Origin of the sequence: Xanthomonas euroxanthea (assembly GCF_903989455.1) — a bacterium.
GTDB classification, from domain to species: Bacteria; Pseudomonadota; Gammaproteobacteria; order Xanthomonadales; family Xanthomonadaceae; genus Xanthomonas; species Xanthomonas euroxanthea.
Window position 1 is genome coordinate 4,025,403 of sequence record NZ_LR861803.1, and the last position, 19,785, is coordinate 4,045,187.

Annotated in this window: 18 protein-coding genes; 4 read left to right on the forward strand and 14 right to left on the reverse strand. The window is 66.8% G+C overall.

Going from position 1 to position 19,785, the window contains the following annotated elements; genetic code table 11:
- Positions 1 to 8: 8 nt before the first annotated feature.
- Both H7A86_RS16745 and H7A86_RS16750 read right to left on the reverse strand, forming a co-directional pair.
- Positions 9 to 1,040 (reverse strand): hypothetical protein, encoded by a 1,032-nt coding sequence (locus H7A86_RS16745; RefSeq protein ID WP_180707927.1) that lies wholly within the window; start codon positions 1,038 to 1,040, stop codon positions 9 to 11.
- Between the two features lie 130 nt (positions 1,041 to 1,170).
- Positions 1,171 to 2,010 carry a glycosyltransferase family 2 protein gene (locus tag H7A86_RS16750; protein WP_104649423.1) on the reverse strand — a complete coding sequence of 280 codons (840 nt, stop codon included), beginning with the start codon at positions 2,008 to 2,010 and terminating at the stop codon, positions 1,171 to 1,173.
- Positions 2,011 to 2,363: 353 nt separating this feature from the next.
- Here H7A86_RS16750 and H7A86_RS16755 point away from each other — a divergent pair, with 353 nt between their 5' ends.
- The 4 genes from H7A86_RS16755 (at position 2,364) to H7A86_RS16770 (ending at position 7,399) form a co-directional block, all read left to right on the forward strand.
- Positions 2,364 to 3,524: a phosphotransferase enzyme family protein gene (locus tag H7A86_RS16755; protein WP_119131823.1), complete on the forward strand. Its 1,161-nt coding sequence runs from the start codon at positions 2,364 to 2,366 to the stop codon at positions 3,522 to 3,524.
- 32 nt (positions 3,525 to 3,556) lie between these two features.
- Complete coding sequence (locus tag H7A86_RS16760) at positions 3,557 to 5,722, forward strand: TonB-dependent receptor (RefSeq protein WP_119131822.1); 2,166 nt, start codon at positions 3,557 to 3,559, stop codon at positions 5,720 to 5,722.
- 267 nt (positions 5,723 to 5,989) lie between these two features.
- A complete protein-coding gene (pnuC, locus tag H7A86_RS16765; RefSeq protein ID WP_104598297.1) occupies positions 5,990 to 6,565 on the forward strand; it encodes a nicotinamide riboside transporter PnuC in 576 nt (191 codons plus the stop codon).
- A 105-nt stretch (positions 6,566 to 6,670) separates the two neighbouring features.
- Complete coding sequence (locus H7A86_RS16770; protein WP_119131821.1) at positions 6,671 to 7,399, forward strand: UTRA domain-containing protein; 729 nt, start codon at positions 6,671 to 6,673, stop codon at positions 7,397 to 7,399.
- A gap of 512 nt (positions 7,400 to 7,911) precedes the next feature.
- Here the strand turns inward: H7A86_RS16770 and H7A86_RS16775 are convergent.
- From H7A86_RS16775 to gspE, 12 genes are all read right to left on the reverse strand, one after another.
- On the reverse strand, positions 7,912 to 8,751 hold the full coding sequence (locus tag H7A86_RS16775) for a glycosyltransferase family 2 protein (protein ID WP_119131820.1): 840 nt from the start codon (positions 8,749 to 8,751) through the stop codon (positions 7,912 to 7,914).
- Positions 8,748 to 11,069, reverse strand: a complete 2,322-nt coding sequence (gene gspD, locus H7A86_RS16780; protein ID WP_119131819.1) for a type II secretion system secretin GspD — start codon at positions 11,067 to 11,069, stop codon at positions 8,748 to 8,750. The genes H7A86_RS16775 and gspD overlap by 4 nt, the downstream gene beginning before the upstream one ends.
- The gene (gene xpsN, locus H7A86_RS16785) at positions 11,066 to 11,857 is read right to left on the reverse strand and encodes a type II secretion system protein XpsN (protein ID WP_119131818.1); all 792 of its coding nucleotides are present in this window, start codon (positions 11,855 to 11,857) and stop codon (positions 11,066 to 11,068) included. Before xpsN ends, gspD begins: the two co-directional genes overlap by 4 nt.
- Positions 11,847 to 12,500 carry a type II secretion system protein GspM gene (gene gspM / locus H7A86_RS16790; protein ID WP_119131817.1) on the reverse strand — a complete coding sequence of 218 codons (654 nt, stop codon included), beginning with the start codon at positions 12,498 to 12,500 and terminating at the stop codon, positions 11,847 to 11,849. The genes xpsN and gspM overlap by 11 nt, the downstream gene beginning before the upstream one ends.
- Positions 12,484 to 13,605 carry a PilN domain-containing protein gene (locus H7A86_RS16795; protein ID WP_115677920.1) on the reverse strand — a complete coding sequence of 374 codons (1,122 nt, stop codon included), beginning with the start codon at positions 13,603 to 13,605 and terminating at the stop codon, positions 12,484 to 12,486. Before H7A86_RS16795 ends, gspM begins: the two co-directional genes overlap by 17 nt.
- Entirely contained in the window at positions 13,602 to 14,453 is an 852-nt protein-coding gene (locus tag H7A86_RS16800; protein WP_119131816.1) for a type II secretion system minor pseudopilin, read from the reverse strand. The genes H7A86_RS16795 and H7A86_RS16800 overlap by 4 nt, the downstream gene beginning before the upstream one ends.
- On the reverse strand, positions 14,450 to 15,085 hold the full coding sequence (locus tag H7A86_RS16805) for a type II secretion system protein J (protein WP_104585580.1): 636 nt from the start codon (positions 15,083 to 15,085) through the stop codon (positions 14,450 to 14,452). Before H7A86_RS16805 ends, H7A86_RS16800 begins: the two co-directional genes overlap by 4 nt.
- The gene (xpsI, locus tag H7A86_RS16810; protein ID WP_115050127.1) at positions 15,082 to 15,498 is read right to left on the reverse strand and encodes a type II secretion system protein XpsI; all 417 of its coding nucleotides are present in this window, start codon (positions 15,496 to 15,498) and stop codon (positions 15,082 to 15,084) included. The genes H7A86_RS16805 and xpsI overlap by 4 nt, the downstream gene beginning before the upstream one ends.
- A complete protein-coding gene (xpsH, locus tag H7A86_RS16815; RefSeq protein WP_119131815.1) occupies positions 15,495 to 16,004 on the reverse strand; it encodes a type II secretion system protein XpsH in 510 nt (169 codons plus the stop codon). The genes xpsI and xpsH overlap by 4 nt, the downstream gene beginning before the upstream one ends.
- A gap of 10 nt (positions 16,005 to 16,014) precedes the next feature.
- The gene (gene gspG / locus H7A86_RS16820) at positions 16,015 to 16,446 is read right to left on the reverse strand and encodes a type II secretion system major pseudopilin GspG (protein ID WP_024939118.1); all 432 of its coding nucleotides are present in this window, start codon (positions 16,444 to 16,446) and stop codon (positions 16,015 to 16,017) included.
- Between the two features lie 123 nt (positions 16,447 to 16,569).
- Positions 16,570 to 17,787 (reverse strand): type II secretion system protein XpsF, encoded by a 1,218-nt coding sequence (gene xpsF / locus H7A86_RS16825; protein ID WP_104585582.1) that lies wholly within the window; start codon positions 17,785 to 17,787, stop codon positions 16,570 to 16,572.
- A gap of 175 nt (positions 17,788 to 17,962) precedes the next feature.
- Positions 17,963 to 19,690 carry a type II secretion system ATPase GspE gene (gene gspE, locus H7A86_RS16830; RefSeq protein ID WP_164741093.1) on the reverse strand — a complete coding sequence of 576 codons (1,728 nt, stop codon included), beginning with the start codon at positions 19,688 to 19,690 and terminating at the stop codon, positions 17,963 to 17,965.
- Positions 19,691 to 19,785 lie beyond the last annotated feature (95 nt).

The following is a 19,785-nucleotide window of genomic DNA, read 5'->3' on the forward strand; positions in this document are numbered from 1 at the left end:
TGGCGTCCTTAGAACCGCCACCAGGCAGCCACGAATGGCCCACCTGCAGCAGCGGTGTTGCGGCCCATCACTGGCTGCTGATACCCCACCTGCCACTGGCTGCCGCCCGACGCGGTGTACAGCGTGGACAGCTGCAGCTTCGTGAGGTCGTAGTTGGTGCCGGTGGCAACGAAGCCGACGCCCCCAGCAGAGCCTGGGACGTCAAAATTGTTGCGCCCGTTGCCCAGACCCTGGATCACGTTGACTTCGCCAAGCAGCAACCAGCTCGGGGTCAGGCTCAGACCGGTAGACGCGTCCACGCGCAGTTCGTCGGAGGCCGCACTGCCGCGCAGGCGTACTGCACCCCCCAGATCAACGTAGCCGTTGCGCCCGCCCAGCGTGTAACCACGCCCACGGCTGTAACGCAGCTCTAGGCCATAGTCGCCCAGGCCCAGCGCAGGATCGGTATTCGCACTGGGATTGTTCGGATGGTAGGTCTTGCTGCGGCCATAAGCCGGAATGCTGACCAATGCCTGCACCGAGCTGCGCCAGACGTCCTCTGGCGCGCTTGGCAGCGCATAGCGCAAGCCAACTTCCTGATCGGCAAGACCGGTCGTACTGGTGCGGGTCCGGCCATCACCGCCGTAATTGCTGAAACCCACTTCGGTGAAATAGAAATTGCCGATGAAGCTCAGCTTGTCGGTCAGGCCATGCTCGACGTAGACATTCAACTGGTCCTGGCGGCTACGCCCGTTTCCGTCGAATTGTTGGCCGTCGCCAAACGTCGTGCGGTGATGGCTGTCGTCGAACCAGCCGCGGCCATCGCTATGCAGCGCCTTGACGATCACCAGGGTGTCGCCCTGCGGCTGGGTCCAGGCACCGGCCACGGCGGTGCCCGGCACGGCGGCCATCACACAGCTCAGCGCAAGCGCCGATAACGCGGCCGCCGGCACGCGGCGGGTGCTGGACGCAAGAGAAGGAGGCGAGACAACCGGACGGGACTGCAGCGCAGCGGCGCACGGCTGACGTACCCGCAATTGCGGGTCGTTCTGTAAGGACATTTGCACGATTCCTGATGGGGGACCCGGAAGGGACAGGAAGCTAGTGATTGATCACACTTCGAAGCGAAACGTATCACAGTTACGCCCCGTCACCCATCACTGATTTATCACAAATTTAACGCTAGCGAACTCATCTCTTTCGCAACAATTTCGGCACCTGGGCAGCGGCATGGGTCCAGATCGCCAGCCATACGCCAAGCCGGGTGACCGGCCCGCGCCGGCCCGCTTCGAACTTGCGGAAATAGCGCCACAGCCCGCGGTGTTTGTGCCACTCCACGAAGAACGGCCGCGACCGGCTGGACACGCCACGCACGTGCACGACCTGCAGATCGTTGGCCACCGCCACCAGCGCGCCGGCCTGACGCGCCCGCCGGCACAGGTCCAGGTCTTCGGCATGCAGGCGGTAGGCACCGTCCCAGCCGTCGAGCCGGTCGAACAGGCTGCGCTGCATCAGCATCAAGGCGCCGGAGATGGCGTCCACCACCTGCAACGTCGCAGACGGATCGGCCGGCACCGCCAGCTGCGCGGCAGCGCGCGGTGCACGCAGCATCGCGGCAAAATCCGGATCGCGGCGGCGCACTGCCGCATCCGGCTGCCCCTGCTCGTCCACCTGCTCCACGCCCAACAACACTGCCGCATGCCCTGCCGCGCGTGCGCACAGCTGCGCCAATGTGTCGCGCTCGACCATCAGGTCCGGATTGATGAACACCAGCCAGGGCGCCTGCGAGTCGCGCGCGCCCTGGTTGCAGGCCGTCGCAAAGCCGGGGTTGTCCGGGTTGGCGATGAAGTGCAGGCGCGCATCGGCCAGGGCATGCCGCTGCACGACTTCCAGGGTGTCGTCGCTGGAGGCGTTGTCGACCACCCGGATCTCGCTGATGCCCTCGGCCACGCGCAGCCGCGACAGGCACGCATCGATGGTGCTGCTGCTCTGGTAGGTGACGACGACGGCGGCGATCTGGACAGGAGTCATCGGTCCATTATCCGGTGCCGAGGCCGCGCAACGCCATCACGCCGATGCCGGCCCGCACATGACGGCTGGCAGCGCCAGCAGGCATACTGCGCGCCCGGAGCCGCCCGGCGGTCTTCCGCAGGCGCCGCCCACGGCGCACCCCACATTCTTCAGTGTCGAGATGACGGCCAGCGACCTTTCGGTGTTGCGCTGCCTTTTCATTCCCTGCAGTGCAACCGCCTGATGGCGCGCGCGCTGCAACGACGGCCCGGCAGCGCCGTCCGTGTTATCGCCGGTGCGCGCGCCGGGTCCGCTACAACGGCATCGATTGGCTGGTCTATACCACTGGCGTGCGCCGCACCGGAGCTGCGTGCATGAGCACCTCGCATCAGGTGCACGGCATGAGCCTGGAATTGGCACTGCCGGACTGGCCGGTGTTGACCGCCGATGAAATCCATCGCGTGCTGCAGCACGTTTGCGCTGCCGGCGATGGCGCACGGATTCGCTGGCATAGCGCACGCCCGTTTTCCGCTGCCGCCTGCGTGGACACCGCCACCGGCACGCTCATCGTCAAGCGGCATCACCGCAGCGTGCGCAGCATCGCCGACTTGCGCCAAGAACATGGCTTCATGGCGCACCTGCGCTGGGCCGGCGCGCCGGTGGTCGAGGTGCTGCACGATGCCGCCGGCCACACCGCCCTGGCCGATGCGCACTGGGTCTATGAAGTACAGCGCGCAGGCCTCGGCCAGGACCTGTATCGGGACGCCTTGTCGTGGACGCCCTTTACCAGCACCGCGCATGCGTTGGCCGCAGGCGCCGCGCTGGCACGCCTGCATCTGGCAGCGCAGGGATTCGATGCGCCGCCGCGTCGAAGCAGCGTCCTGGTCGCCAACCTGGCGCTGTTCGCGCAGGCTGACCCGCTGCGGGCGGTGGAACAGGCATTGCTGTCGCGCCCCGGCCTGGCCGCCGATTTCCAGGGCCGGCCCTGGCGCCGCGACCTGGCTGACCATTTGCTGCCCTGGCACGCCCGGGCATGGCCGGTATTGTCGGTGCCCGGCGCATTGCCGCCGCTGTGGACGCACGGCGACTGGCATGCCTCCAACCTGCTGTGGCGCACGCACGACGATGGCGACACCGAGGTCGGCGCGGTGTTCGACTTCGGCCTGTGCGACCGCAACTTTGCGATGTTCGACCTGGCCACGGCGATCGAACGCAACCTGATCCCATGGTTGAACCTGGACGCAGGGCAACGTGCGCAGCCGCAGCTGGAGCAACTCGACGCCTTGCTGGACGGCTACAGCCGGCACTGCACGCTGGGCGCGGTGCAGCTGCGGCAGCTGGTCGCCTTGCTGCCGATCGTGCATGCCGACTTCGCCCTGAGCGAGATCGACTACTTCGCCGGCATCACCCGCTCGGCCGACAACGCCGACATCGCCTATCACCGCTACCTGCTCGGTCATGCGGACTGGTTTGCCAGTGCCGATGGCCAGCGTCTGCTCGACCACCTGCACGCGCGCGCGCGCCGGTTGCCATGAGCGCTCCTTCTTCTCCTTTTCGAGTCCTGCGCATGCACCTGCCCGTCTCCCTGCCCCACCGCCGCCCGCTCGCGCTTGCACTCGCGCTGTGCGTGGCCATCCCTGCACTCGCGCAGCAAGACCCCGGCGCCGAGGCGGTGGAACTGGATGCGGTCAACGTGCGTGGCGAACGCGCCGAGGCCAGCACCGCGTTGACCGGCTTCGGCGCCACGCGGCTGCTGGATGCCCCGGCCTCGATCGCGGTGATCGATCGCCAGCAAGTGCTCGACCGCCAGGCACGCGTGCTCAGCGAAGTATTGCGTGCCGATGCCTCCACGGGCGAGGCCTATGCACCGATCGGCTACTACGAAAATTTCGTCGTGCGCGGCTATTCGCTCAACGCCGCCAACAGCTATCGCATCAACGGCCTGAGCGCGGTGGGCGAGCAATCCATCGCGCTGGAAAACAAGCAGCAGGTGCAGCTCCTCAAGGGTCTGGCCGGGCTGCAATCGGGTGTCAACGAACCGGCCGGGTTGATCGACTACCGCACAAAGCGGCCCGAGCACGTGCGTAGCGTGACCCTGGGGACCGACGAACAAGGTTCGCGCTATGTCGCCGCCGACCTGGGCGACTGGTTCGGCGCCGAACGCAGCCTGGGCCTGCGCGTCAATGCCGCACGCGATGACATCGACAGCTATGTCGACCACGCCGACGGCTACCGCAATTTCCTCTCGCTGGCCGGCGACTGGAAGATCACCCCGCAATCGCTGCTGCAGCTGGACGTGGAATACCAGCATCGCCAGCAACGCTCGGTGCCGGGTTATCAACTGCTGGGCGGCACCCAGGTGCCGCGCGCCATCGATGTGCATCGCCTGCTCGGCTACCAGCCGTGGTCGCGGCCGGTGGAGATGGATGCGCTCAACGCGCAGCTGCGTTACGCCTACCAGTTCAACGACGACTGGCGCGCCACTGCCGAAGCGGCGCGCAGCCGCTCGGTGATCAACGATTTCTCCGCGTTCGCCTGGGGCTGTTACGGCGCGGCCAGTTGCGCCGATATCGCCACACCGAACTTTTTCAGCGCGCAAGGCGAGTACGACGTCTACGACTACCGCAACCCCGACGACACCCGCGTGCACGATCAACTGCGCGCCACGCTGGAAGGCCGCGTGCTCACCGGCGCACTGGATCATCACCTGAGCATCGGCGGCGACTGGCTGCGCCGCACCATCGATCGTTTCGGTTCGGTCAACGAATTCGTCGGCAGCGGCAGCATCGACCGCGACCCGGAGGTGTTTGCACAAACCGACGTCGCCCTGGACCCGAAACAGCGCCGCCTGGACAGCCGTCAACGCGCCCTGGTGGTCGCCGACCGGATCGGACTTGGGTCGCAATGGGAGCTGTCGCTGGGCGCGCGCTATGTGCGCCTGGACGAGCGCAGCTTCGATCGCGATGGCGTCCTGGAGCGCCGCACGCGCAAGGACACGCTGCTGCCGCAGGCCGCACTGCTGTTCAAGCCGCAACAGAACGTGTCGCTGTATGCCAGCTACGCCAAGAGCCTGACCGCCGGCGGCACCGCGCCGTGGTTTGCCGACAACGCCGATGAGATCCTGCCGCCGACCAATGCCTACCAGCTGGAAACCGGTGCAAAATTCGATTTCGACGGCCTGCGCCTGGGCGCGGCGCTGTTCGACATCCGCCAGGCCTACCAGTTCACCCAGCCGCAGGCCGATGGAGGCTTGCGCTATGTGCAACAGGGCCGCCTGCACAACCGTGGGCTGGAACTATCGGCCGACGGGGCGGCAACCGAACAGCTGCGCCTGTTCGCCAGCGTCGCCGCCATCCGCGCGCGCGCCGAAGACACCGACATTGCCGACTACGAAGGCCATCAGGCCATCAACGTGCCCAAGCTGCGCGCCAGCCTGCAGGCCGACTACAGCGTGCCCGGCATCGATGGCCTGGCGCTGCTGGCAGGCGTGCAATACAGCGGGCGCAAGTTCGCCGACCGGCTCGGCAACGCCAGCGTGCCGGCCTACACCGTGGCCAACCTGGGCGCGCGCTATGCCACTGCACTGGGCGGGGTCGCCACCACCTGGCGCCTGAACGTGGACAACGTGTTCGACAAGCGCTACTGGCGCGATACGGGCGAATACCAGGGCGATGCGTATCTGTTCCCGGGTGCGCCGCGTACGGCGCGGCTGACGGTGCAGGTGGATTTTTGAGGTCTGCTGCCCCCATCCGCCCTTCGGGCAGCTTCCCCCGCAGGCGGGAGAAGGACGTCGAAGCGAGTCAGCCGTGTTTGTGCGTGTTTGAGGCAATGGCTGAAAACAGCAGGCACCAGTTGAAGGCAGGGACTCAGCGGTGAGAGCGCTATCGCGTTTCCATCGCAAGCAGATTCGGGGCACCGCGCAGCATCCACGTCCGACCGCACCGCTGTTTTGCACGGCTTGCACCTCTCCCACCGCTGTCCACTTTCCATCAGGCATTGCATGTCATTGCTCGAATCCACCGCCGTCGTGATCAACTTGCTGGGCGTGTGGCTGACCGCGCGGCGCATTCGCTGGTGCTGGCCGGTCGGCATCGTGGCGGTGGCGCTGTATGCCTGGCTGTTCTATCAGTGGAAACTGTATTCGGACATGCTGCTGCAGGGCGTCTACGTGCTGACCCAGCTGTACGGATGGTGGCACTGGCAACGCGGTGCCGCTGCAGAAACGCGGATTCGCCCGCTGCCGATGCCGGCTGCGGAACTGTGGCTATCGCTATGCATCGGCGCGGCGTTCGCTGCTGCGCTCGGTGCCTACATGCATCACCGCACCGATGCCACGCTGCCGTGGCTGGATGCGGCGCTGGCCAGTTTCAGCCTGGTCGCCAGCGTGTGGGCCGCGCGCAAACGCATCGCCAACTGGGTGCTCTGGATCGTGCTCGATTGCATTTACGTAGGCGTGTTCCTGAGCAAAGGGCTATACCCCACCGCCCTGCTCTACGCCGGTTTCGTGGGGCTTGCGGTGTATGGATGGCGTAGCTGGAAAGCCCAACAGCAGCAGAACCCGGCAGGCGTTGCCTGAGCCACCTGCGGTTTGCGGGCGCGTTCTTCTTTACCATCGCCGCATGTACCTCTCTCACCCAACTGTCTTGCACAGGCGCTGCAGCCACCACCGGCAGATCGCCGCATGAGCGCACCGCGCCAGCACGCCATCACCGAAATCGTCTCCGCGCAGATCGCCGCCGGCGAATGGGGTCCGGACCAGCGCCTGCCGGTCGAGCGCGCGCTTGCCGAACGCTTTGGCTGCACCCGCATCACCTTGCGTGAGGCCTTGCAGCAACTGGAAGCGCAGGGACGCATCTACCGCGAGAACCGGCGCGGCTGGTTCGTCAGCGCACCGCGCGTGCGCTACGACCCCACCAGCATCGCCGGCTTCATGCAGTACGTGGCGGCGCAGGGGCGTAAACCGCGCACCGAACTGTTGAGTGCCACCCGCCAGGCGGCGGGCGCTGCCTACGCGGCGGCGCTACGGCTGCAGACGCCCTACGAAGAGGTCTTCGTGCTGCAGCGCCGGCGCTGGATCGACCGCCGCGCGGTGCTGCTGGAAACCAACGTGGTGCTGGCTGCCTGGGCACCCGGCCTGCTGGAACACGACCTGGCCGGTTCGCTGTCGAGCGTGTTCAACCGGAAACTCGGTCTGTTCCTGAGCCGCGCGCAATTATCGATGCATCCGGCCGGGCTGGACGCCGCGCAAGCCCTGTTGCTGCAGTCCACCACCGGCACACCGTGCTTCCGGCTGCAGCGGATCAGCTTCGCCGAAGACGGCCGCGCGGTGGAACTGGATATCGAATCCTGGCGCCACGACGCGCTGGAAGTGGTGGTGCGGACCGAGGCGCCGATGCGGTCGGCTTCTTGAGCGGCTAACAAGACGACGTCACGTCAGTCATTGCACTGCGGCCTGGCTGCAGGGCCCTTGCCCGCCCACCATCGCGGGACACGCCGTGAATCCGTCCATGGAGGCTCTTACGCGGCATCCATGCCGCGTAAGGTCCCGCGACGGTGGGCGGGCAAGGACCAGTCGAGATGGTCGGTGTGCATGTTTTCAACAAAGCAACCGACTCACTCTCCGGTGCGGTGTCCTCGCCGATTGCGGGACCGTGTGGCGGCATGGATGCCGCCACCGAGCCCCCAGGGACGGGTTCACGGCGTGTCCCGCGAGCGGTGAGGGCACCGCGCCCTCGACCCCCTCGGCGTTTGACCTGGACTCCCGATAGCATCTACCAGCATACGGCCGACAAGCCACTGCACTCACCGCACGGCAAGCAGTCGTCAGGTTGCATAGGACAGCGCTCAAGAACTGCACTGCACAAGTCCACCGAACACCGGCTGCGCCCGCCTGACGGTGAGCATGCCGCTTTGGCAGCTGTTCTACGCGTCAAATAGCCTGCGTTGTGGATCCGGCGGCGGCAGGTCGGCGAGCAGCTGCGCGAGTTGATCGCGCTGCGCACGTAGCGGGTCGTGCATCAGGAAGTTGGCCAGGCGGGCGTGCCAGGCCGGCCAGCGCGTGGCCAGTGCATCCATGTCGCCATCGGCCGGGCGGCCTTCGTGTGGCGAAGCGACAAAGGCGGTATCGCACAGCACGTTGCGCCATCCCAGCCCCGCCATGCGCAGACTCAGGTCCACCAGTGCCGCATACCAGGAACCGTAGCTGCTGGCATCCAGGCCGCCGGCCTTGCGCCGTGCGCTGCCGCGCAGCAGCACCGCGTGGCCGATCGCCGATGGCAGTTCCGGATGCAGCGGCGACATCGCCGCACACGCAGCGGCGAGCCGCTCCCGCGCCTCGGGCATCGGGTTGAGTTCGCCCAGGCGTGGCCAGGCACAGGCTTCGCCCACATTGCTCCACGGGGTGGCGGTGGCAATCGCCGCATCGCGCGCAAAACAGGTGTCGAGCTGATTCAACCAACCCGGCAGCGGGCAGGCGTCCACGCCCAGCACCACCACGTCGGCATCGCCGCAGGCGCTGAGCATTTCGTCCAGATGCGCGACCTCGCCGAGCATGCGCTGGCGCCGTGTGTGATGCGCCTGCAGATGCGTGCGCGCCAGCCAGTGCGCGATCACCGCGCGGCCACGCGGGCCGGCCTGCGCGTCGTCGGCCAGCCACACCCGCGTGCCAGCGGGCGTGGCGGCATCCAGTGCGCCCAGGCACGCATCCAGGGCCTCGTCGTCGGTGCCGACCGGCACCAGCACGACGGGCAGTGCCGCACTCATTGCGGCTTCTGGCTGGGCTTCAGCGGCTCCATGGCCTTGAACTTCTGGCCGTACTCGTCGGTGAGATTGCGCGCTTCCTGCGGGTTGCGCACGATCGACGGGGTGATCAGCACGATGACTTCGCGGCGGGTATTGCTCTTTCCCTTGGTTCCGAACAACGCACCGACTACAGGAAGCTTGCTCAGGAAGGGCACGCCATCGCTCGTATCCGTGGTTGTGTCATCAATCAGACCGGCCAGCATGATCGTGTCGCCGCTTTGCACAGCAGCTTCTGTTTTGACACGGCGGGTGTTGATGTCGACGTTACAGGCTGCTGCGTTTACCGTTGCGGTCGCCGAAGTACACGCGGCAGGCCGATCACCGGGGCTACTTACTTCTTGGACGATATCCAGAAACACCATCCCGTCCTTGGTCACACGCGGACGCACCTTCAAAATCACGCCCGTATCAATGTATTGCACAGAAGAGAAACTACTGTCGCTACCAAGACCCGTATTGATCGAAGTTGAGTTGATCGCAATTCGCGAACCGACGTTGAGCGTCGCTTCTGCATTATTTCGCACAAACACCGAAGGCGTTTGGAGCAATCGGACATTTGTCACCCGATCTAACGCAGTGATGATGGCAGCCGCATTCTTTCCAAGAAATGTCCATCCCAAACCGTTACTAGTCACGCTTCCGGCAATATCCCCCCAGATGTTCCGACCCGCAGCGTTGGTAAGGCCAGCGCCAACACCAATACCAGTGGCGTTCGTTAATGCAGTCGCTGGATCTCTCGAAGCATTCACCGCGTTTTCGAAGTACCAATTGACGCCGTAGCTGAGGTCGCCCGTCAAATTCACCTCAGCCACCTGCGCCTCGATATGCACCTGCATCGGCATCACGTCGAGCTTTTCGATGACGTCGCGGATGGAGGTCCATGCCTGCGGGGTGGAACGCACCAGCAAGGTATTGGTTTCGGCCACCGCCGACACGCCGACCTTGTCGCCTTCCACCTCCAGCGTCACCGCGCCATTGCCGTTGCTGCGCGGCGACAGCTGCAGGCTGCCGTTGCCCAGTCCACCGCTACTGCTGCCACTGCCGCTGCTGCCACCGAAGCTGCTGCCGGAGGAGCTGCCATCGCTGCTCTCGCCGACGCTGCCGCCGGTCATGCCGGAGCTGCCGCCCATGCTGCTGTCGCGATTGCCCAGCTGCCCACCCAGCACGCTGGTTTCCGCGCCCGGCGCCAGCGAAGCATTGGAATCGCCGTTGTTGCCGCGGCCGCCGAACACTTCCGACAGGCGGTCGGCCAGGTCCTTGGCCTTGATGTACTTCAACTCATACGAGAACAGCCGCACGCCGCCACCGGCGCTGTCGATGCGGTCCAGCCATTGCTGGATCTGGTCCAGGTAGCGCGGTTGCGGGGTGATCACCAGCACCGCGTTGGCGTTCTCCAGCGGCATGAAGCGGAACATGCCGGCGCTGGGCGTCTTGCTCTGTTCGCCGAAGACCTTTTCCAGATCTGCAGAAACCTTTTCGGCCTTGCCGGACTGGATCGGGAACACACCCACCGACATGCCCGACAGCCAGTCCACGTCGAAGATCTGCACGGTGCGCAGGTAGTTTTCCAGCTCGGCGCGGGTGCCGCCCAGCGTGATCACGTTGCGCGAGGGGTCGGTACCGACGATGGCGTTGGGGCGCGCGTACGGCTCCAGCACCTTCTTCATTTCGCTGGCGGAGATGAACTTCAACGGCACCACGCGCACCTCGAAGCCGCGCGCGGCAGACGGCGATGCGGTGCTGGGCGCGACGGTGCCGGCCAGCGCCTGGTCGGCCGGCACGATGTTGTAACGGCCCCCGCTGAACACCATGCGCGCGTTATTCCAGCCCAGCACCATTTCCAGCAGGTTCAAGGCCTGCGCCGGCGAGACCGGATTGGGCGTGGCCAGGGTCACGGTGCCCTGCACGCCGGGGGCGATGACGTAGTTCTGCCCGAGCATGTCGCCCAGGATCGCCTTGACCACCGCCTGCACCGATTCGCCTTCGAAGTTGAAGGTGGCGCTGCCGCTGCTGGCCATGCCCAGCGTCGGTGCCGGCGCGCTCGCCGCGCTCTGGTTGATCATGGTGCCGCTGCCCCGCCGGATCACCGGGGTGGGCTTGGCGCTGGCATTGCCCTCGGCGCGTTGCTCGGCGCTGGTCTGGGTGGCGCCGGCAGCGCCGACTTGCGGGTCCAGGCGCGCGTCGCGGCGCACCTCCGGCGGCGGCGTGGAGGCGCAACCGGCCAGCAGGCCGATCAGCAGGGACACGGGAAACAGGCGCTGCGTCATGCGTTCACTCATTGGGTCTGACCGGGGGTAGAGCCGCTCTGGCGCTGCTGTTGCAGCTGGCGGCGTCGGGCTTCGATACGTTCGCGGATGGCGCGCATCTGATCGTCGGAGGGGCGTGGGGCTTCCTGAGCGCCATCGCTGCGCTGCGGCGGCACCGTCGGCGGTGTCTGCCCGCCGGGCTGCTGTGGCTGCGCGGCGGGCTGGGTCTGCGGCGGTTGCGTCGGCGCAACGGCGGCGGCATCGGGCGAGGGTAACGGCGGGATGGCACCGGCAGCGGCGCGCGCGCCCGCATTGGCGGTGGGTGGCTGCCCGCCCAGGCCGTTGAACACATGCAACTCCAGTGTCTGGGTGCCGCCGGGGCCCTCGATGGTTGCGCTGCGCGGCTGCAGGGCGAGCAGGCGCCAGCCCTTGACCGCCTCGCCGCCCAGTTGCACACGCACCGAATCCTGCGGGTCCAGCGTCAGCGTGGCCATCTTGAAGTTGTCGGTCAGCAGCACGCCGGTCAGGCGCACTGTCGAGGCAGCACCGCTGCCGTCGTTGCCGGACAGGAAGAACGGATGCGGCAGGCGGTCTTCGGCGAAGGCCGGATGCGCGGCGATCTCCGAATATTTTTCGAACGCGCCCAGCCGTTCCGGCGCTGGGGCCGGCAGGGTGGGCAGGCGCTGCACCAGGGCCGGGTCGTCCGGCAGCAACTCCACGCGCTTGCCCAGCCCGGCCACGGCCAGTATGCATACCAGCAGCGCCCAGCCGACCACGGTGGCCAGCAGCCAGGTGCGCAGGCCGATCATGTCAAGGCGCATTGCCGGCCTCCGCAGCGTCGGAGGCGGCGGGCGCCGCGTCGGTGTTCAACGGCGCGGCGCTGGCGCCCGGGCGCAGATAGCCGGCCAGTTCGAAGGCGATATCCAGGCCGTTGCCGCTTTCGTTGGGCGAGAGTTGATAGCGCTGCGCCATCACGTTGAGATTGTCCACGAACAGGCGCGGGGTGCCGTTTTCCAGGCTGTACAGCACCGAGGCCAGCTCCGGCGTGCCACAGCGCAGGCGCACCTGCACCGCAACGCGGGTGAAGCGGTCCTTGCTTTCCGGCTGCAGCGGCGAGCGGTTGCTGATCGCGCAGCTGCGGTTGCCGGGGCTGGCTTCCACCACGGCGCGCTCCAGCCGCTGCACCAGGCCGGCCGAGGCCAGTTCGGCCGAAGTCTCCGGCAAAAAGCCCGGGCGGCTTTCCAGGGTCTGGCGCGCCTGGCGCAGCCGCTTGCTGACTTCCGGCGCCTGCTGCAGCTGCACGCGCACGCGCAGCTCGCGTTCGCGCAGCGCCTGCAGCTCGTCCTGCACGGCGATCATCGGCTGGGTGAACCAGGGGTGCACCAGCACCAGATAGGCCACGCCGATCACCAGCAGCAGCAGGCCCAAAGCGATCCAGCGATCGCGCTTAACGTTGCGTGGCATCGGCCGCCTCCTTGGCATCGGGGCCGGCCAGTTCGGCGGTGATGGTGAAGCGGTCGACGTTGCGACCGGCATCGCTCTGCAGCACGCCGGTCAGCGAGGGCGTGCGCCACAGCGGCGAGCCTTCCAGACGCCGCACCAGCGAAGAGGCTTCGTTGCTCAGACCGATCAACTGCAATTGCCCGCCTTCCACCGAGAATTTTTCCAGATAGGTCCCACCGGGCAGGCGCCGGCTCAGCTCGTCCCAGATTTCCACCGAGGTCGGGCGGGTGGCGCGCTGCTGCTGGAAGAAGTTTGCACCTTCGACCAGATCCAGCAATTGCTGGCGTTCGGCGGCGACCTGGCGCGCACGCGCGGCGTTGGCCTGCACCTTGGCACGCAGGTCGTCGGCGGCCTGGCGGCGGTTGTCCAGCAGCAGCCAGCCGGCCACGGCCAGCAACACCAGTGCGGCGGCCGCGAGCAACAGGTTCCAGCGCTGCATCGGGTCGCTGCGCCGCAGCCGGCGCGCCGGTGGCAGCAGGTTCACACCCAATGGCAGGCCCTGCGCATCGGCGACATCGATGCCGGACAAGGCGCTGGTCCATGCGTCGGGCACGCCGTCGGGGCCATCGATCATGCGTCGCGGCACCACCACCAGTTCGGCATCGAGCTGGCCGTCTTCGCGTACGTCCAGCACGCGCGCATCGAAGTACACCTGGTCGGCGGTGAACGGGGTTTGCCGGTCGATCTCGAAGCGCGCCACGTCCTGCAGGCGCGCGGCTGCCGCAGCAGGCAGGCGCAACGGGCGACGCAAGGCATGCGCAGCCGGCAGCAGCCAATGCCGAGGCAGGCCCTCCAGCGCGGTAGGCAGCAAGGCATTGACCTCCTGCGGCTGCACCGGCCATGGCAGGCTGGCGATGGCCTCGCTGCTGTGGTCGCGCTGACGCAGCAACTGCAACGCCTGCCCATCGGGCTGCAACAACAGCCGCGACGGCGACAGGCCCAACTGCCATTGCCAGCGCTGCGGCAGCCAGGCCAGCAGCGATTGCTGCCACCAACGCCAGAAGCCTCCGGCGCCCGGCATGGCGCGTACGCCGATACGACCCAAGGTATCCCGCCATGCGGTCATTGCACTGCTGCTCCCTCTTCCCAACGCAACACGGTATACGCCGACCCAGGTAATGCGGACGCACTGGTGGAGACGACTGCCCGCAACACGGCCTCGCGTCCCTGACTCAGTCGCGCCCGGCTCTCGATACTATAAGTGTCCGACCCACCGACCGTCGCCTCGCTGCCCGGCAAACCCGGCGGCGCGTCACGCTGGGCCAGCAGCTGCCGCGCATCCAGGCCCATCGCGGTCAGCACCGGGCCGGGCGCAAAGCGCGCCTCGGGATGCGAGCGACCGCTGTACAGAGTGAGGTTGGGCAACAGCTTGCGATACAGCTCGCCATCCATGCCCAGCACCAGGCGCAACTCGCCCAGCGTTTCGAACGGGCCATCCTTGGCACCGTACGGCAACCCGGCATCGGCGTAATCGCGATCTTCCGCGCCACCGCCGGGCTGGCTCAGCGAGTCGCCGTCGCGCCAGTCGACGATGGCGCCGGCAATGCGCGTATCGCGGCCCTGTTCGGCACCGACCGCGCGCACCAGGCCGGCCAGCAGCGCGGGCTCGGCCATGTTCAAGTCCACCTTGCCGCTTTCGTCGGTGATGCGGATCTCCACCGTGGCGTCGTCCATCTGCCAACGATAGCGCCGGCCGTCTGCAAGCCAGCGTGCCTGGGTGTCGGTGCTCTGCAGGCGGGACAATGCGTATTCCAGTCCGGAGCGCGCGTATTCCTGCGCCTGCGCGCCGTTGCGCAGCATGCTGCCCTGCAGCGCTTCCACCCGCGCGGTCAGCGCGAATGCGCCGATCATCGCGGTGAGCAGCGCAATCAGCCATAGCACCAACACCAGCGCGGCACCGCGCATCGCGCTCATTGCCCCGCTCCCGGGTTGCTGGATTGCGGCAGGGCCACCACCAGCGGCGGCCAGGCGGCACCGCCGCTACGGATCTCGATGCGCACCAGCAACGGCAGACGGTCGTGCCATTCCCACTGCGGCAACCACGCGCTGAGGCGGCCGCTCTGCGGATCCATGCCGCGATACCGGAAGCTCACCTGCTGCACGTCGTCGGCAAGTGTTTCCGGCGGCAGCGTGGTGCCCTCCTCGATCGGCTTGCCCGATTGCAGCATGGTCAACGCGATCCGCAGCGTGCGCTGCTCGCCATCGCCGGCCACCGACAGATCATGCAGGTACGGCCCGCCGCGGCCCAGGTAATCCGGCACATCGGCGGCAAACCGCATGCGCTGCGCCTCGCCGATGAACAGCATTGGCTGCTGGCTTTGCGGGTCGATGCCCATCGCGATCGGCAAGGCGGCGGCCAGTCGCCGGCGCAGGAATTCCTCTACCGCACGCACGCGCTCGCTGCGCTGGGCGATCGCCTCGCCGCGCTGGCTCACCGCGCTGGCCGAGCGCAAGGTGGCAAACGCCAATGCCAGCCCGCCCACCAGCAACATCGTCGCCAGCAACACTTCGATCAAGGTGAAGCCGGCACTACGCGGCCGACTCATGGCGCGCTGCCCGGTTGCGCCGCCGCGACCAGCCGCAAGGTGCGCCACTGCAACACCTGGTTGGGTTGCTCGCCCCAGCGCACCACCAGGGTCAGCTGCAGCAGCGTGTGTGCGCCGGGGGACACCGGCGCCTGCGGATTGCGCCGCGGCTCGTCGTACGGGCGCACATCCATCGACCAGCGGAAATGCCCGTCCTCGAACGTGCCTTGCTGCTGCTCGGGCACCAGCGGTTTGTCCATGCCCTGGGCCGCCAGCAACGATTGCGCATGCAAGGTGGCGCGCGTGCTGTCGTCGGCCGCGCGCACCTGACGCGCGGCACCGGACAGCGATCCCAGCAACAGGCTCAACGCCAGCGCCAGCAACGCAAAGGCGACGATCACCTCGATCAGGGTGTAACCGCGCTGGCGCTTCATGGCGCCGGCGTCCGCAACTGCCCGGAACGCACTTCGCCGGTGATCCAGCCCACGTCCACGCGCCAGGTCGCATCCTTGACGCGCAGATCGATGCGCCCGCCGGTGGAGGCGCCATCGGGGAAGAACTGGATGGCGCCCTGATCCTGCCGCGACTGCACCTGCCGCGCGCCGGTGAAACGCACCTCCAGCGACGCCGGCAGATCGCCGTGATGGCCGCCGGGTGCTTCCCAGCGGCGCTGCTGCGGGTCGATCAGAAAGCGCTGCGGCGTGCCGGTGGCGATCGCCTGCGTGCGCGTATAGCGCAGCTGCGAGGCGATCGCCTTGCCGGCGGTGCGCAGGCGCATGCCGTCGATCCCGCCGTTGAGCGCTGCGGCAGCCAGCACACCGGCCATCGCGATCAGGGCGATGACCAGCAGCATCTCCAGCAACGAACTGCCACGCGTGCGTGTGCGACCAGGGCCGACCACTCCATGCGGATGACGCAACGGCTGACACGCAACGCGCATGGCGAGCGGCTTATTGGTACTTGATGTCCGCGTCGTAACTGCTGCCACCGGGGCGGCCGTCCTTGCCCAGGCTGATCAGATCGAACGGCTGGCCATCGCCGGGCGCGCGGTATTCGATGGTGTGGCCCCACGGGTCGTTGAGTTCGGCCGGCTTGGCGTACGGGCCCAGCCAGCCGCTGCTGCCGCCGGGCTGGGTCACCAGGTCATCGAGCTTGCTCGGCAACTTGCCGGTGTCGAGCTGGAAATTCTCGATCTTGCCGGCCAGGGTCTGGATCTGCGACTTGGCCAGATTGGCCTTGCCGCGATCGGCACCACCGAGCACACGGCTGCCGACCAGGGTCAGCACCGCGCCGATCAGGACGATGACGATGATGATTTCCAGCAGGCTCATGCCGGCCTGGCCTGCACGCGATGGGCTACGGGTGATGGAGCGCTTGATCATGAACGATTTCCTTGCACGTCGATGAAAGATGCTGCCGCCAGAAGATGACACAGCGGCCATTGCAATGGTTCCCGCATGGGTGTCGCGCGGTCGCCGGAACGTTGTTGTGAATCCACCGCCACGTTATCCGATGGCATTGGTCAGGTCATACAGCGGTACCAGCACCGAGATGATGACAAGCCCCACCACCGAGGCCAGCACCAGCGTGATCAGCGGCACCAGCGCGGCCAGCGCGCGGTCGATGGCCTGCGCGGTTTCCAGCTCGAAGGTGTCGGCGGTCTTGAGCAGCATCGTGTCCAGCGCGCCCGATTCTTCGCCGACCTGGATCATCTGCAGGGCCAGCCGCGGGAAACGCTTGCCGCGTGCCAGCGCCATCGCCAGGCCATGGCCGTTCTTGACGTCGTCGGCGGCGGCATCGACATCCTCGACCAATGCCAGGTTGGACATCACGTTGCGCGCAATGCCGATCGCCGCCAGCAGCGGCACGCCGTTGCGCAACAAGGTGCCCAGGGTACGCGTCAGCCGTGCGGTTTCCAGGCGCGCGATCAGGCTGCCGACCACTTTCTGCCGCAGCAACCATTCGTCCAGCGCGGCACGGAAGGCGGCATTGCGGCGTTTGCGATCCAGCCACAGCCCAAGCACGCCCGGCACCACGATCAACACCACCCACCAGTCGCGCACCAACAGGCCCACGCTCAACACCGCCTGGGTGAACCACGGCAAGGCCACATCCAGGCTTTCGTACATCTGCGCGAACTGCGGCACCACATAGCCGAGCAGGAACAGCAGCGCGCAGCCGACCACCGCCAGCAGGATCGCCGGATAGATCAACGCGTTGATCACCTTGCCGCGCAGCGCGCGGCTGCGCTCCAGGTAGTCGGCCAGGCGTTGCAGCGTGTCCTGCATGCTGCCGCCGGCTTCGCCGGCGCGCACCATGTTGATGTAGAGCTTGGAAAACAGCCCGTGCTGGCGTTCCAGCGCCGAGGACAGCGGCGCGCCGCCACGCACGGTGTCGCGCACATCGCCGATCACGCGCCGGCTTTTGTCGTCTTCGGGCAGATCCATCAGGATCGACAACGCGCGATCCAACGGCTGGCCGGCACCGATCAGCGTGGACAACTGCTGGGTGAACTGCACCAGCGCGGCGTTGTCGAACGGCTTCTTGCGCAACAGCATGCGCAGCGACGGCGAATCGTTTTCGCCGGTGGCCAGGCGTGTTTCCACCGGCAGGTGGCCCTGCTCCTGCAGGCGCAGGGCCACGTCGGCGTCGCTGGCCGCTTCCATCTGGCCATCGAGCATTTCGCCGTGGGCGTCGAGCGCTTTGTAGCGGTACAGGGGCATCAGGCTGGAAGGCCGGGAGTGGGGAATCGGGAATCGGGAATCGGGCAAAGCACGGTGCTGCGCTGTGCTGGCGCGACTGCGCGCATCTGCGCGTGCGCGCACCGCAGTGCCAGGACGCTGCTTTGGTTATCTTCCGATCCTGAGCATCCGATGCTCGTTGTGGCTCCGTTGACTCTCACGCATCCTCCGTCACGCGCAGCACTTCTTCGATGGTGGTTTCGCCGCGCAAGGCCTTGGACAGGCCGTCTTCGTACATGGTGCGCATGCCGGCCTTGCGGGCCAGTTGCTCGATCTCGCCCATGCCGGCGCGACGCATCACCGCACGCCGCAACTCGTCGTTCATGACCAGGAATTCGACGATGGTGGTGCGGCCGAGGTAACCGGTCGGCGCGGCGGCAGAGGCGCGCGGGCGATACAGGTAGATCTCCCCGTCCGGCTGCAGTCGGCGCAGGTTGAAGCGTTCGATTTCTTCCGGCGATGCCGGATAGCGCTCGGCGTTGGCCAGGTCGAGTTTGCGCACCAGCCGCTGCGCCAGGATGCCGTTGATGGTGGAGGTGAGCAGATAATCCTCCACGCCCATGTCGAGCAGGCGGGTGATGCCGCCGGCCGCATTGTTGGTGTGCAGCGTGGATAGCACCAGATGGCCGGTGAGCGCGGACTGGATCGCGATGCGTGCGGTTTCCAGATCGCGCATTTCACCGATCATGATGATGTCCGGATCCTGGCGCACGATGCTGCGCAGCGCGTTGGCGAAATCCAGCCCGATCTGCGGTTTGGCCTGGATCTGGTTGATGCCTTCGATCTGGTATTCCACCGGGTCTTCGACGGTGATGATCTTCACGTCGGAGGTATTGAGCTGGCTCAATGCGGTGTACAGCGTGGTGGTCTTGCCCGAGCCGGTCGGGCCGGTCACCAGCATGATGCCGTGCGGTTGCTCCAGCACCTTGCGGAACTGCGGCAGAAACTCTTCGGTGAAGCCGAGCTTGTAGAAATCGAACACCACCGTCTCGCGATCGAGCAGACGCATCACCACGCTCTCGCCGTGCGCGGTGGGCACGGTGCTGACACGCAGGTCCAGCTCCTTGCCCTGCACGCGCAACATGATGCGGCCGTCCTGTGGCAGCCGGCGTTCGGCGATGTTGAGCTTGGCCATGATCTTGATGCGGCTGATGACCGCGGCGGTGAGCTTGGCCGGCGGGCTTTCGCCTTCCACCAGCACGCCGTCCACGCGGTAACGCACCTTGAGCCGGCTTTCGAACGGTTCGATATGGATGTCCGAGGCGCGCAGTTCCACCGCATGCTGGATCACCAGGTTCACCAGGCGAATCACCGGCGCCTCGGACGCCAGGTCGCGCAGCGCTTCGATATCGTCGCTGCTGTTGGCATCGCCATCGGCGGTTTCCACGATGGTGCCCATCGCGCTGCGGCCCTGGCCGTACCAGCGCTCGATCAGATCGTCGATTTCCGAGCGCAGGCCAACCTGCAGGAACAGCGCACAGCCGGTGGCAAGCCGCACCGCGTCGATCGCGTAATCGTCGTAGGGATCGGCGATCCACAGCTCCAGCCGGCCATCGCGTTCGCCGACCGGGCACAGATGGAATTGCTTGAGGAAGCGCAGCGACAGCCCCTGCACTTCCGGCAGCATCTCCGGCGGGGTATCGCCGAGCTGGCGGGCGTCCACCAGCGGCAGACCCAGCACATCGGCGCAGGTCTCGGCATGATCGCGTTCGGATACCAGGCCCAGACGGCCGAGCAAGGCCAGCAGGCCCATGCCGGATTCGGTCTGCAACTGGCGCGCGCGCAGCAGATCGGTGTCTTTCAGGCGACGGCGCTCAAGCAGCGCCTCGACGATGCGCGTCTCCGCACTGCGATGCTCAATTGGATCGACGGCAACCGCGTTCACACTCGTCTCCACTGGTCCGGCGCCGACTGTAGCAGTTTGCCGCGATGTTCAACCGCACGCATCTGAATCGTCCTGAAAAACGATGCCCCCGGTGA